Annotated in this window: 8 protein-coding genes, 1 tRNA gene and 2 pseudogenes; 5 read left to right on the top strand and 6 right to left on the bottom strand. The window is 52.0% G+C overall.

Annotated elements, in window-relative coordinates; all coding sequences use genetic code 11:
• Positions 1-58: 58 nt before the first annotated feature.
• Positions 59-550, bottom strand: a pseudogene (locus JK211_RS15945) (tyrosine-type recombinase/integrase); the annotation flags it as partial.
• Positions 551-739: 189 nt separating this feature from the next.
• Positions 740-824: transfer RNA gene (locus tag JK211_RS15940), tRNA-Leu, on the bottom strand.
• A 302-nt stretch (positions 825-1,126) separates the two neighbouring features.
• Here JK211_RS15940 and JK211_RS15935 point away from each other — a divergent pair.
• Positions 1,127-1,642 (top strand): DUF2501 domain-containing protein, encoded by a 516-nt coding sequence (locus JK211_RS15935; protein ID WP_212709605.1) that lies wholly within the window; start codon positions 1,127-1,129, stop codon positions 1,640-1,642.
• Between the two features lie 239 nt (positions 1,643-1,881).
• A pseudogene (locus tag JK211_RS15930) lies at positions 1,882-2,556 on the top strand (MarC family NAAT transporter).
• Positions 2,557-2,594: 38 nt separating this feature from the next.
• On the opposite strand, the gene JK211_RS15925 reads toward JK211_RS15930, so the two are convergent.
• The 4 genes from JK211_RS15925 to JK211_RS15910 form a co-directional block, all read right to left on the bottom strand.
• Positions 2,595-3,887, bottom strand: coding sequence for a cytochrome c (locus JK211_RS15925; protein WP_371734650.1), 1,293 nt, complete (start codon positions 3,885-3,887; stop codon positions 2,595-2,597).
• A 4-nt stretch (positions 3,888-3,891) separates the two neighbouring features.
• Positions 3,892-5,661 carry a GMC family oxidoreductase gene (locus tag JK211_RS15920; protein WP_212709604.1) on the bottom strand — a complete coding sequence of 590 codons (1,770 nt, stop codon included), beginning with the start codon at positions 5,659-5,661 and terminating at the stop codon, positions 3,892-3,894.
• 30 nt (positions 5,662-5,691) lie between these two features.
• A complete protein-coding gene (locus tag JK211_RS15915) occupies positions 5,692-6,420 on the bottom strand; it encodes a gluconate 2-dehydrogenase subunit 3 family protein (protein ID WP_212709603.1) in 729 nt (242 codons plus the stop codon).
• 133 nt (positions 6,421-6,553) lie between these two features.
• Positions 6,554-6,700 (bottom strand): hypothetical protein, encoded by a 147-nt coding sequence (locus JK211_RS15910; protein WP_212709602.1) that lies wholly within the window; start codon positions 6,698-6,700, stop codon positions 6,554-6,556.
• 98 nt (positions 6,701-6,798) lie between these two features.
• Between JK211_RS15910 and JK211_RS15905 the strand changes: the two genes are divergently transcribed.
• From JK211_RS15905 to JK211_RS15895, 3 genes are all read left to right on the top strand, one after another.
• Positions 6,799-8,298 carry a helicase HerA-like C-terminal domain-containing protein gene (locus JK211_RS15905; protein ID WP_212709601.1) on the top strand — a complete coding sequence of 500 codons (1,500 nt, stop codon included), beginning with the start codon at positions 6,799-6,801 and terminating at the stop codon, positions 8,296-8,298.
• A gap of 536 nt (positions 8,299-8,834) precedes the next feature.
• Positions 8,835-10,127: a DUF445 domain-containing protein gene (locus tag JK211_RS15900; protein WP_212709600.1), complete on the top strand. Its 1,293-nt coding sequence runs from the start codon at positions 8,835-8,837 to the stop codon at positions 10,125-10,127.
• Between the two features lie 180 nt (positions 10,128-10,307).
• The gene (locus tag JK211_RS15895; RefSeq protein WP_212709599.1) at positions 10,308-14,021 is read left to right on the top strand and encodes a S6 family peptidase; all 3,714 of its coding nucleotides are present in this window, start codon (positions 10,308-10,310) and stop codon (positions 14,019-14,021) included.
• The last annotated feature ends 86 nt before the right edge of the window (positions 14,022-14,107 follow it).

The raw sequence follows: 14,107 nt of genomic DNA, 5'->3' as shown, positions 1-14,107 counted from the left end.
GTTTGGCGATTGATCAGATCGCACAATCCGGGCTGAGTTCCCTTAAAGTGATCTACTATTTGGCGCAGCTATTTAGTCGTCCAGAAGCTTCAACAGCCTTGATAGGGGCAATAAGATCTCTGGTATTAAGCTCGGATATTTTTCTTTTACCAATAGCAGTAAAGAGACCATCTTCCATGCTTTTTAGAACTCTTTCGCTGTGAGAATCTGACCATTTCCTTTTACAGGCAGTATGCCAGTCCCTTGCAACAGCTTCGAATGTCAGGGCTTCGCTTTGCTCAATCTTATCTGCTTTTTTCTTTTCAGAAGGATCGATACCATCAGATACCAACTTTTTGGCTTCATCTCGCTTCCTGCGGGCTTCACCAAGAGAGACCATTGGATAAACACCCAATGCTAAAACTTTCTGTTTGCCATCGAAACGGTATTGGAGTCGCCAGTACTTCGAGCCGTTAGGATTGATCAGCAGGTGCATACCCTGCCCATCGGTGAGTTTGAAGGGTTTGTCGGAGGGCTTGGTAGTCCTAACTTTGATATCGGTGAGAGCCATCAGTTGATACCTCCAGTGTTGGTACCAAAATCAATCGAACCGGGAATACCATCAGTTATACCATCATTAGTTGGTATATGTTCAAGGAATTGAGTAGACATGGACAGACTAAGAAAAGCCAGGAACCGGCTTAACTTACTGTTTTTATGGACTAAAGTAGACGTTAGTAGACTTGAAAAAAGCTTTGTATGGTGCCGAAGGCCGGACTCGAACCGGCACGTATTTCTACGGTTGATTTTGAATCAACTGCGTCTACCGATTTCGCCACTTCGGCACTGAAGGGTATGCGGAAAACAAGCGGATTATACCCTGAGTGCCGGACGGTGCAAGGTGATTCCGTGACGAAGTGAATTAACTGCCGAAAAAACAAACATTCAGCCGGTTTTCTGCCACAGTGTGCCGAATGTCTTTTATCAGTGTTCTGCCCTTGCTCCTCCCCTTGCCCCTGCCGCGGGTGATAGCAGGGTCGGAGTCCTCCGATTATCAGCAGGGGGCAGTAAAAAAGGAACTAACGGAGGCTGTTACGGACTAAACTCTGGCGCAGAGTAAAAATATAATTCTGATGAGGCTGTATTTATGAAAAAGATCACACACACACCTTTACTGGCAATGGGCTTCGTCGCGGCACTGGTCAGTGCCTCTGCCTGTGCTTCCAGCTGGCAGGATAAGCTGAGCAGTACTGCTTCGGATTTAATGAACTCTTCTTCTGCCACCTCCGGTCAGGCATCAGGTGCGCAAAACGGGTTATCCCTGTCTTCAATTACCGGTCTGCTGAATGGCGGAAATAAAGCGGTCAGTTCCGACAGTATGAGTAACGCAACCGGGATTCTGCAGTATTGTGCCGAAAATAATCTGGTGAAAAATAATGTCAGTTCGGTGACGGATCAGCTGAAAAATAAACTGGGCCTGACGGACTCCGGTGCTCAGCAACAGGAAAGCGGTTATATGCAGGGGCTGGCAGGACTGTTGAATACAGGTAACAACCAGCAAATCAGCCTGAAAAGCCTGAGTAATACCCCGCTGGGTGAAAAGCTGAAAACCAAAGCCTGTAACGTAGTGCTTGAACAGGGCAAAAAATACCTCGGTATGTAATTTCCCGCCGGTACAGGCCTGCCGGCCTGTACCCTTTTTGACTCCCTGCCCTCAGTTTTTTGCTGATTTATTCACCGTCTGCAGTTACTGCTACACTTTACTCCCTGAGATAACTTCGCTGCCGCCGGAAATTAAGGTTATATTCGCTAATATACCGCCGGGCCGGTATCTGCTGACAGGTATGCGCTTCCCGGACGGCGGAGCACCGGGTTGTCCCTGTCCAAAAATCTGAGGGTGTTATGCAGGAACTTATTAAAGCTGTCGGGCTGGGATTAGTGGTGTTATTACCGCTGGCTAATCCGTTAACCAGTGTCGCTCTGTTTCTTGGCCTGTCCGGAGATATGAATTTTACCGAACGCAATCGCCAGTCTTTCCAGGCTGCGGTGTATGTGTTTGCCATTATGATGGTGGCCTGGTATGCCGGTAATGCGGTACTGGATACGTTCGGCATTTCTATCCCGGGCCTGAGGATTGCCGGAGGGCTGATTGTGGCATTTATCGGTTTCAGGATGCTGTTTCCGGCACAGCAACTGCACGATACGCCGGAAATACAGCATAAGCAGGAAGAAATTGATGCCGCCGGGCCGCATAATACTCCGGTAAATATTGCCTTCGTACCGATAGCCATGCCAAGTACTGCCGGGCCGGGAACCATTGCCATGATTATCAGTACTGCATCAACGGTAAGGGCCGGGGATTTTCCGGTCTGGGTTATGCATCTGGCACCGGTAATCACTTTCCTGCTGATTTCCGTGATTTTATGGCTTTAATTACGCAGTTCCGGCGCAATTATGCGCTTTATTGGTAAAGGCGGTATCGAAGCTATTTCCCGTTTAATGGGCTTTCTGCTGGTCTGTATGGGCGTGCAGTTTGTGATTAACGGGGGGCTGGATGTCGCAGCACACCTGAAGTAAAACCGGGAAATATTTCCCGGTTTTCTGTCCCGCGGGATTTATTGCGATTTCAGTGAGTCCCGTACTTTTTTCACCTGATCAGCACTGACAGCAGCAGCCGTATTTCCCCAGCCCTGACGGACAAATGTCGCCAGAGTTGCGACCTGCTGGTCAGACAGACGGTAGGCAAAACCGGGCATTTTCAGCATTGACGGGGCTTTAGCTGTGGCTGGCAGTTGTGCGCCTTGCAGAATTATCTGAATCAGACCATGCGGATCTCTGGCATTGACAATCGACGCCTGATCCAGTTGCGGGAAAGCACGGGCAGCTCCCAGGCCGTTGGCAAAGTGACAGGCACCACAGTTGTTCAGGTATAAAACTTCACCATCAGTCAGATCAGTGGCGGCAGTAAGTTTGTCGGTGGTGAGCTGATTTTTTTGCGGGTCATAAGTCTGTAATGGCGGGTTCCCGCCGAGGAATTTAAGATAAGCAGCGATCGCCTGCAGATCCGCATCGCTCATATGGGAAGTGCTGTGTTCCACCACCGCAGTCATTTCTCCGGCAACTCCGGCTTTATCGTTACGCCCGGTTTGTAAATAGTCGCTAATTTCTTCGGGACTCCAGCGCGGAATACCTCGCAGCGAGGGAACATCCCAGCCATTCAGCGAACCACCGGAAAGAAAGCTGCTGTTACTGCTATCCAGCCCTTGTTCGTTCATCGCAAAACCACGCGGGGAGTGGCAACTGCCGCAGTGACCAAGCGACTCGACAATATATGCCCCGCGGTTGACCTGATCGCTCGCTCCGCTAACCGGCATAAACGGCTGGTCCGGGGTAAATGCCAGATTCCAGAAACGCATTCCCCAGCGCTGGCTGAAAGGAAAACTCAGCCGGGTTTGCGGTGGCTGGCTATTTACCGGGGCCACACCGTGCATAAAGTAGTTATACAGGGCGTGGATATCCTGGTCACTGATTTTGGAATAATCCGGATACGGCATCGCCGGGTACAAAAAGCTGCCATCAGCACGGACACCTTTACGCACCGCATCAGCAAACTGCTGTTCCGTATACTGACCAATCCCGGACTGTTTATCAGGAGTAATATTGGTAGAGTAAATGGTGCCCAGACCAGACTTTATCGCCAGCCCGCCGGCATAATCGGCACCGCCGCTGCGAGTATGGCAGGCCATACAGTCTCCCAGCCGTGCCAGGTACTCGCCCTGTCTGACCAACTGATCCTGATTAGTGCTGTTGCTGTTGCCGGTGTCCGCGGCCTGAGTACTTCCCGCCAGCCCGCAGCCCAGCAGTAATACATTCGCCAACAGCAGGCGTCTGAATGTCATTTTTATCATGATATTACACCTGTACCAGTGGGCCGGGGTTGTTCAGATACTGTTCTTTAATCGCGTTGGCTGCCATTAAGGTGATGGCACCAATAGTATCTGTCGGGTTTGACTGGAAGTTCTGCGGAAACGCATTACCTCCTGGCACAAACACATTGTGAACATCCCAGCTTTGCAGATAGCGGTTCAGGGCAGAGGTTTTCGGGTTATCCCCCATGATGGCACCACCGACATTATGGGTAGAGACATATTTGGTCAGGTCAAAGTCCGCGCCCATCGGCAGAAAACTCATACTGAAACTGTCAGGGTTCAGTTCCCTGACGATATTGCCAACAATCCCTTTCAGATATTGCTGTAACATCAGTTCATTACGTTTCCAGTTAAAAGTCATCCGCAGTAACGGCTGACCATGGCGATCTTTATAGGTCGGATCCAGGTCCAGGTAAACATCGCGGTAAGACATGCATGAGGTGGTTATCCCCACTTTCATCGAATGGCCGTACCAGTTTTCCAGGCCGTTTTTCCAGCCCGCACCCCATGAAGGCGTGCCTGGCGGCAGTGCGGTACTGATAGGTGTCCCGGTCGACTGGGCACTCTGAATTTTCGCCCCGCCGATAATCCCCAGCGCCGGACCATCAAAGTTGCCCGGAGAGATATCGTTAAACTGCACCCCGGTAGGGCCGGAACTGATAAACGGATTAAAGTTTTTATCTTTAAAAAACAGGGTGGCAGCACCATTACTCAGGAACGCATAGTTACGCCCCACTACCCCTTCTTCGGTGACCGGATTATAAGGCTGGCCGATACCGGACAGCAGCATCAGACGGACGTTATAGAACTGGAAGCTGCTGAGAATAACAATTTTCGCCGGCTGGAAGCATTCATTGCCCTGCTCATCAATATAGAGCACGCCTTTAGCGGTTTTTTTATCGTCGTGCAGTACCACTTTCAGGACTTCGGCATGTACTTCATACGAGAAGTTTTTCATTTGCTTCAGGGCATCAAGCACCGCGGTCTGGGGTGAGGCTTTAGAATAGTTCAGGCAGGGATATTTAGAGCAATAACCGCAGTAGTTGCAGGGCGCGATGGTATTACCGTACGGATTCGTCCAGACCCTCGAAGCCGCCGCCGACGGGATAGTAAACGGGTGATAACCCATTTTTTTAACCGCATCACCGAACATCACGTTGTTCAGGGTATTTTCCAGCGGTGGTAACGGCATCGGATTGGCACGCGGCCCTTCAAAAGGATCGCCGCCCTCCAGAATTTTTCCACGCAGATTACCGGCATTGCCGGATAACCCACAGATACGTTCAAATTTTTCAAACCAGGGTTCAATTTCGTCCCAGCTGAACGGAAAGTCCCTGACCCGCATATCTTCAGACAATATGCCGGGTTTGTAGGCTTCATCAGCATAGGTTTTGAGTTTAAGATCGGTGGGGGTCGGACGCAGCAAAACGCCGGTCCAGTGCATACCTGCCCCGCCAACCCCGCCGCCTGGCACAAATGCTCCCCATTTACGGGTCGGCAACGCGGTGTCCTGCATCGTATAACGGACAGTGACGGCAGAATCGGCCGGGGTGGTCATAACTTTATTACGCACCGCATAGGCATATTCATCTGCCGGTTTAGGGTAGGCAAATGCAGCGTAATCCCGCTCCGGACCTTTCTCCAGGGCACGTACCGTCAGACCTGCCATCGCCAGTTCAATGCTCATTAATGAGCCTGCCCAGCCAAATCCGCAGACCACGACATCGACTTCTTTTTTAGTTATCTGAGCCATAAGAAACCTTGTTATTCAGAAAAACAGCAATCAGGCGGTTTCGCCCAACAGACTGACCGGACCGAGAGGATATTTGACGTTATGTTGCCTGACCCATTCCAGATAACTGGCCCTGGCGCCGGGGAAACCGATAGCAATCCAGGCTTTCATGCCCTTGTTGCCGCCATACATCGGGTCTGCAAGGTAGCCATGTTTGGTATCCGCCAATAGCTGGCTGAAAAACTGTGAGCTTTTAAGGTCATTTTCACCCAGTGCTGCGAAGTCCAGAGTGTCTTTCTGTAATGCTGTCAGTACCTTATCTTTTTCCGTCACGGAGAGCTGATGGAAAGGTTTCTGCAGATTTTGCTGACTCCATTGATTCGTCAGCCGGATACCGGTCTGATAAATCTGCTGCGGATAAAAAGGGATCTGATATCCCATAGTCGCGGGTGCGCGGGGATTAAACGGCGCTTCCATATAAATTTCTTTACCGAACTGCGGGTCATGTAACTGCTGATCGATAAATACCGGCACATTCGTTTCCAGCGCACCGGGAGCCTTGCCGGGGCCACCAGCCGGAATAATCCGGTCAGTGGCCGCCAGGATAAACTGCCATTCGTCCGCCTGAAAAAATACCGGCGGGTAGTGATCAAGTTCGGGCGCAGCCATGTCAGCTGCCTGAGCTGCGGTCAGCCCCTTCAGCACCAGTTCAGTCAGTGGCAATGCCATCAGTGAACCGAGCAGGAATTTGCGGCGGGTGGTGTTTTTTTGCAACAGCATAATTAACGACTCTCATTTGCTCAGAATATATTTATTATAAAATTGTTAACAAAACAAAAGATGGAAACGCTTCCAATACAATGATAGCGCTTACATTAGCGCACTTTAATTACAAATTTAATATACTGATAACCTAACCATCAATATTTAGCACGAAATGTCGCCACTGACCGCGGGCGGGGATCAGTATTAAACCTGGCATGCCGGGGGGAAGTTCGCCATTCACCTGTAAAATAAGCGGGTATATTTTTGCCACACCACTGTCTATAGTCTTAGTCATATCAGCGGTTATCCGTACTGGTTGCGGATAATGCCAATGAAAACCTGTCTCCCGTCTGAGGGATACGAATACTGCTAATTTTCAGAGACTGACACTGTATGACTGCACCTTTACTGATTGCCCGTACTCCGCAACTGACCCTGAACCTGTTACCGGCCCTTGCCAACCGCCACGGTTTAATTACCGGCGCTACCGGTACCGGCAAAACCGTGACCCTGCAGAAAATGGCAGAATCCTTTTCGGCGATAGGCGTACCGGTATTTATGGCTGATGTGAAAGGCGATCTCAGCGGCATTGCCAAAGCCGGCGAGAGTTCAGAAAAACTGCAGACCAGGTTAGCCAGTATCGGAGTGACCGACTGGCAGCCGCAGGATAATCCGGTGGTACTGTGGGATATTTTCGGTGAAAAGGGTCATCCGGTACGGGCGACAGTGTCCGATCTCGGACCATTGCTGCTGGCAAGGCTGCTAAACCTCAACCAGATCCAGTCCGGCGTGCTGCAAATCATTTTCCGGATCGCTGACGATCAGGGTATGCTGCTGCTGGATTTCAAAGATCTCCGCGCAATGGTGCAGTATATCGGCGATCATGCGAAAGAGTTCACCACCCGGTACGGTAATATCAGCAGTGCTTCTGTCGGGGCGATTCAGCGCGGTTTGCTGGCCCTCGAACAGCAGGGAGCTGAATACTTCTTTGGCGAACCTATGCTGGATATTAAAGACTGGCTGCAGACCGATGCGCAGGGCCGCGGTATCATCAATATTCTGAGTGCAGAAAAACTGTATCAGATGCCTGAATTGTATGCCGCCAGCCTGCTGTGGATGCTGTCGGAATTGTATGAGCAATTACCGGAAACCGGTGATACAGAAAAACCGAAGCTGGTGTTTTTCTTCGATGAAGCCCACCTGTTGTTTAATGATATTCCCGACGTATTACTGGATAAAATTCAGCAGGTAATACGACTGATCCGTTCCAAAGGCGTCGGGGTATATTTTGTCACCCAGAACCCGGCCGATATTCCCGATACAGTGCTGGGTCAGCTGGGCAACCGTGTACAGCATGCCCTGCGGGCATTTACGCCTAAAGACCAGAAAGCAGTAAAAGCCGCAGCAACCACTCTGCGGGCTAATCCGGCCTTTAATACGGAACAAGCCCTCCAGGCACTGGGCACCGGTGAAGCACTTATTTCATTCCTTGATGAAAAAGGCAGTCCGTCGGTGGTCGAACGGGCGATGGTTATTGCCCCCGGCTCACGTATGGGGCCACTGAACAGTGATGAGCGTAACAGTCTGATCAATCATTCCCCCCTGTACGGCAAATATGACGAGGTGGCGGACCGGGAATCGGCGTACGAATTATTACAGCACGCTGTTCAGTCAGCCGGTCAGCAGGCCAATGCCCCGCAGGCTAAAGGCGGTAAAGACGCGGTAGAAAATACAGTGCTGGACGGGCTCAAAAATATTCTGTTTGGCTATACCGGGCCACGGGGAGGTAAACATGACGGAGTCGTGCAGACCATGGCAAAAACCGCAACTCGTCAGGTGACTAACCAGATTTTACGGGGTGTGCTGGGCAGCCTGTTTGGCGGGCGAAAATAATCTGAACTGTTTAGTCTGATCAAGGGGCCGTTCCGGCCTCTTCGCTGTACAGGGTAAGGCTCAGACCGCCTGATAACGCCTGGTAACAATCAGCGAGACACTGCTGAGCACCGCCAGCAGCATCCGTCCGTCCGCTTTCATTTACAGACCGCCAGTGCCAGACAGATTACCGAAAACCTGCAGCGGGGCGAATATGACCTCGCCTTACCGTTTTGCCTGCATGCAGAGCGCGGGATAAAACTGGCGGTGATGCCGGTACAGCACCCGCTGGCGGTACCCTGCCTGTCAATCCGCCAGCTGACAGAACGTACCCTGCAGATTCAGCTATAGCCCGGCCGCCAGCAATCTTCGGCACTGAAACTGTTTCTGAGTTTTATCGGAGAGCTATTACAGCAACAGCATGATAATTTTTCTGCCGGCGGCGATGAATTGTCCTGAAAAAGGTCCTTTCCGGGAAAAAAGCACGACTGATTGCTATGCTGAAACCTGATAACTGTAACTTAACCCTCTGATGTTGTGAGTTTACTGAGCTGTATATGGATAACACTTCCGGTCTGAAAAAAACCAAACGTCTGGCGTTATGCCTGCTTATGCTGGCGGGCATCATTTTTCTGGTTACCCTGTTTCTGCCGCAGACGCTGCCGGTACAGGCAGTAAAATCGGTGACCGAAGCGGCTATGGTCGGGGCACTGGCAGACTGGTTTGCGGTCAGTGCCTTATTTCACCGCATTCCGTTGCCCTTTATCGGCCGGCATACCGCGATTATTCCACGCAATAAACAGCGAATTGCCGATAGTCTTGGCCGGTTTGTCGAAGAAAAATTTCTCAGTACCGACAGTATGATTGCCCTGCTGCGCCGTCAGGATCTGGCAGGAAAACTGGCCGGCTGGCTGACCGTACCACAGAATGCCGGGCGGTTGAGTACCCTGCTCTGTCAACTGATCAGCGGTTTTCTGAATGCCGGAAATGACCAGCATATCCGGCGGTTTTTGCGTCAGGGGATAAGCCGTGCTATCGACAGTGTGGATTTCAGTCAGACTGCCGCCCGACTGCTGGAAAGCCTGACCCATGAAAACCGCCATCAGGCACTGCTGGACTCACTGATAGCACAGGTCGTGCAGGTGCTGGAAAATCCACAGTCACGACAGTTTATTGCCGGACAGATCAGCCGCTGGTTTCGCCAGGAGTATCCAACCATGGCACGGCTGATTTCTGTGGAATGGCTGGGCGAAAAAGGCGCGGATAAAGTGACAGCGATGGTGGATTCTCTGCTGCTGGATGTCGCGCAGGATCAGCACCATCAGTTACGTGACAGTGTTAACCACAGTGTACAGCGGTTTATTGAGGCATTGAAACAAGATCCGCAGATGCAGCTACGCGCCCGGCAACTGAAAACATGGCTTAAGGAAGATGAAACCTTTCATCAGTATACGGGAGAATTGTGGGACGATCTTCGCCGCTGGCTGACAGAGGATATGCAACGGCCAGAGTCAGCCACCGCCAGGCAAATGGGTCAGGCTGCCCTGCGGGCCGGAGAAGTCCTGCAAAAAGATCCGCAACTACGGGCTTCCCTGAACCGGCATATTGAACAGGCGGTGACCCGCAGCGGGCCGGACGTCGCCCGCTTTCTGACACGTCATATCAGCGATACCATTAAAAGCTGGGATAACCGGCAATTATCAGCCCAAATCGAGCAGAATATTGGCCGTGATTTACAGTTTATCCGTATTAATGGCACTCTGGTCGGCGGGGTTCTCGGACTATTACTGTTTTTAGTCTCCCGGTTACCGGAATTTATTCAGTTATTACGCCACTGGCTGACATTATAACTTCCGCTAAAAGAAATAAGTAACCGACTAATGATTAAATATAATTAATAGTACTAAATACGTAATATTATTTTTTCAGAATGAAATAACATTCCCGGGGCATAATTCTGGACAGGATTTATTTTATTGGTTATAAAGCCGCATCGTCAGGAAGACATGAATTAATTAAGGATATCAGCCTTGAAGCGACTCTCTGTAACCCTGCTGTGCTCTGCCTCTCTGGTCCCTGCGCCAGGTAATGCCGGTATTATGCGTGAAGATGTCCCGGTTCAGGAATACCGTGACTTTGCGGAAAACCTCGGTAAATACCGCCCGGGAAAACAGAATGTCAGCGTATTAAAAACTGATGGCAGCACTGCCGGTATATTACGTTACCCGATACCGGATTTTGGTGCGGTAAACACCCAGGGATATGCCACCCTGATATCCCCCTCGTATATTGTCAGTGTCCGGCATAATGGCGGTTATAAAACAGCAGATTTCGGTAATAATGCAAATTTCAAAACAAAATATAGTTTAATTAATCGTAACGATGATACTGCGCGTGATTTTCATGTCCCGAGACTGAATAAAGTTGTTACGGAAGCGGCCCCGGTACCCACGGTTAAAGGTAAAGACCTCGCCAAAAATAAAGACCGCTATCAATGGTTTGCCCGTGTCGGCGCGGGCACACAATACCAGGTCGATGCCGATACCGGCGGACTGAGGTACCTGTCAGGTGCTTATCAATGGAAAAGCGGTGGCACTATGACAGAACCCACTTTCGAAAGCTGGCGGCTGCGCTGGTATAACTACTCGCCAGAGGATCCGCGGGTTCAGCCACTGGACTCCTCTCCCAGGCCCGGTGACAGCGGCAGCCCGATGTTCGTTTACGATAATCAGGAAAAAATCTGGAAACTGGCCGGCGTCCTGACCAGTATTTCCGGGTCTGAGCCGTATAATCTGCGGGGCTATGTCCTGTTTCTGCAGGATGCTCATCTCGCTGCCGTACAACAGGAGAATACCGACCCGGCCGTCACTGACCGCCGCTCTGCGGGGGATATTCTCTGGTCAGCGGACAGCATTCGCCAGGCTGATACTCAGTGGCAATGGCATGGTACCGACACCCTGATTCCGGCACTGGCAACGAATGAACAACTGGATGCCAGTAAAGACCTGCAATTTAACGGGGAAGGCGGCACTATTATATTGCAGCAGTCCGTTAACCACGGTGCCGCAAAATTACAGTTTTCCAATAATTATCAGGTCGTTTCCGGGCCCGGTGAAGATGCCCGCTGGGTGGGTGGCGGTATCGAAGTCGATGAGAATTATACGGTGGACTGGCAGGTTAACGGTCAGGCCGGCGATGTGCTGCATAAAATCGGTGCCGGTACCCTGTGGGTTCACGGGCAGGGAGCAAACCCCGGTGCGCTGAACACCGGTGACGGAGTGGTGATCCTCGACCAGCAGCCGGACAGTAACGGTAAAATACAGGCCTTTTCCGCGGTGACGCTGGTCAGCGGACGCCCGACAGTTGTGCTGAACAGTGCTGATCAGGTCAGCAGTGACAATATTCAGTTTGGCTACCGGGGCGGCAACCTGGATTTAAATGGCCAGTCATTAGCCTTTAGTGAAATAAAACATAATGATAACGGGGCACGCTTACTGAATAATAATGCTCTGCAGGCCTCTGAGGTGACACTGTATGGGGCGGATTATCAGTTTTCCGGCAGTCTCGGCAGCCCGCAGGCCAGCGGGAAGCTGAATCTGACCAGCCTGTCAGACGGGCGACTGAGTGGCGGTGCCAGCCTGGCGGAACTGGCGGTGAGCAGCGGTCACCTGCAACTGGCCGGGCAGCAGGAACTCCATGCCGGTAATGTGCTGTACAGCGATGACTGGCAGCCGCAGACGTATACTGCAGAAACAGCCAGAGTCGCGACAGACAGTCGCCTGACGGTGGCAGAGCATGCCACCCTTAATGCAACAACCCTCCTGTCAGATAACGCCGGGCTGATAATGCAGGCCCGCAGTACCCTGCAGGGCAGCGTGCTGCTGGAGACTGACCGTTCGCAACTGATTGCCGATATCAGCCCGCGGGTCAGTACTCTCGGCGAGTTGTCCGCACAAATTGATGCGCAGATCACCGGCGAGGGAACGCTGGAAAAAACCGGTACCGGACGGCTGACGTTAACCGGTGACAGCAGCAATAAGGGCGGGATCCGTGTCCGCGAAGGTGAGCTGGAAGTCCGCTCCGTGGTCAGCGGCCCGCTGAATATGTTTGCAGAGACAACACTCTCCGGCCCGGGCCGCCTCGGGGCAGTTTCCGGAGGGAAGAACGTCACCTTTTATCCCGGCCTGCACCGACAGTCAGAAAACGACTGGGCGGTTATGAAGATGGCCAGTCTGGATATACCTGACGGTGGTCAGTTGATCCTGAATTCAGGCTTTAGAGGCACAACTACCGATCGTTTGCTGATTGAGGGTGACCTGAATAGCCGTGCCGGTTCACCATTGCTGGTAAGTGTTAACTCACAAGGGATCTGGCGAAATACCGATACGAATGGCAATAACCATGCGGACAGCAACGAAGGTATCTCATTAGTTCAGGTCGGCGGGGCCTCTGATGAGACGCGGGTAAAGCTGGCGGGTGGTTATGTGGCCCGTGGTGCCTGGGCATATGATTTATATGCCTTCGCCCCGGGAAAATCAGACGCAGGTGAACGCTTACTTACCGGAGAAGGTAATCAATACTGGGATTACCGTCTGCAAAATATTCTGCTTAACAGTGACGGTAATACAGTACCTGTGGCACCGGAACCCGCGCCCCAGCCAGATCCGCAACCGGTACCGGAACCCGCGCCGCAGCCAGACCCGCAACCGGTACCGGTACCTGCACCGCAGCCAGACCCGCAACCGGTACCGGTACCTGCACCACAGCCAGACCCGCAACCGGTACCGGAACCTGCACCACAGCCAGACCCGCAACCGGTTCGTCCGGCAACCACACCACAGGTGCCGTCCTATATTTCACTGCCGTCAGCCCTGGGGAATTTCAGTTCAGCCATACAGGAGATGCTCAGCGATAGCGTACGTGTTCAGGACCGGGCAATATTCGCTTATGGCTACCATAGCGAGGAGCGTTACCACACGGCCGGTGACTTTGCCCGCTACGGGTATAATTTTACCAGTAAATCTAATGGCTGGATGCTCGGCGGTCGCTGGCAACTGGCCGTATCGCCATGGCAGCAAATCACCGTCGGCGCGGGAGTGAGTAAGGGCTCACTTTCAGTAAAACCCTCTGCTGCTGACGGAGACAGCCGCACAGCATTTGATACCCTGAGTATTAACAGCCTGCTGCGCTGGCAACACAGAGCTGGCTGGTGGCTGGAAATGCCCGCCGGGTATACGCGCTTCAGTGGTACGGTGCATACCGGTTTACGCGGTGGTGTTGCCAGCCCGAAAGCCGGTAGCTGGACCGCCGGACTGGATGCCGGTAAACGCTGGCAGTCAGCAACACAAAGTATCACCCCGCTACTGGGGATACGCTGGCAGTATCTGAATATCCGGCCATTTAGCGATGAAGATCAGGCTCAGGTCCGCTACCGGATACAGCGCAACCCTGATTTCAGTGCCGGTGCGGGCTACCGGCTGGATCTCGGAAATCTGACTGCCGGAGTCGATTTACGGTTAATTCATCGTCCGGGCGGTGGCAGCCAGGCGATTATCAGTGACGGCCTGACATCCTCCAGTTTCAGTGCCGGGCGTGGTGGTGACAGCGTACAGCTGAAAACCAGGGCCGCATTACGGCTGACGGAGAACACGACACTGACGACCGGTATGCAGTACCAGACACGGCTGCAAAAAGAAGGTATTGATGACTGGAATATCCTCAGCGGTCTGGAAGTGAGCTTCTGAGAAACAGGCATAAAAAAGGTTCATCGCGTTTTACCGGGGAACGCTGCTTTTATCTTCAGGAAGAAGTATTCATTATCCCGGTATCC

The sequence above is a fragment of the Tatumella sp. JGM130 genome (genome assembly GCF_018257525.1).
GTDB classification, from domain to species: domain Bacteria; phylum Pseudomonadota; class Gammaproteobacteria; order Enterobacterales; family Enterobacteriaceae; genus Tatumella; species Tatumella punctata.
This window is presented reverse-complemented; position numbering and strand designations above follow the sequence as displayed.

Excerpts from the sequence above, each read along its gene's own strand:
- JK211_RS15910 (WP_212709602.1), bottom strand. The coding sequence starts at position 6,700 with ATGACTAAGACTATAGACAGTGGTGTGGCAAAAATATACCCGCTTATT.
- JK211_RS15900 (WP_212709600.1), top strand. The coding sequence starts at position 8,835 with ATGGATAACACTTCCGGTCTGAAAAAAACCAAACGTCTGGCGTTATGC.
- JK211_RS15935 (WP_212709605.1), top strand. The coding sequence starts at position 1,127 with ATGAAAAAGATCACACACACACCTTTACTGGCAATGGGCTTCGTCGCG.
- JK211_RS15915 (WP_212709603.1), bottom strand. The coding sequence starts at position 6,420 with ATGCTGTTGCAAAAAAACACCACCCGCCGCAAATTCCTGCTCGGTTCA.
- JK211_RS15920 (WP_212709604.1), bottom strand. The coding sequence starts at position 5,661 with ATGGCTCAGATAACTAAAAAAGAAGTCGATGTCGTGGTCTGCGGATTT.
- JK211_RS15925 (WP_371734650.1), bottom strand. The coding sequence starts at position 3,887 with ATGATAAAAATGACATTCAGACGCCTGCTGTTGGCGAATGTATTACTG.
- JK211_RS15905 (WP_212709601.1), top strand. The coding sequence starts at position 6,799 with ATGACTGCACCTTTACTGATTGCCCGTACTCCGCAACTGACCCTGAAC.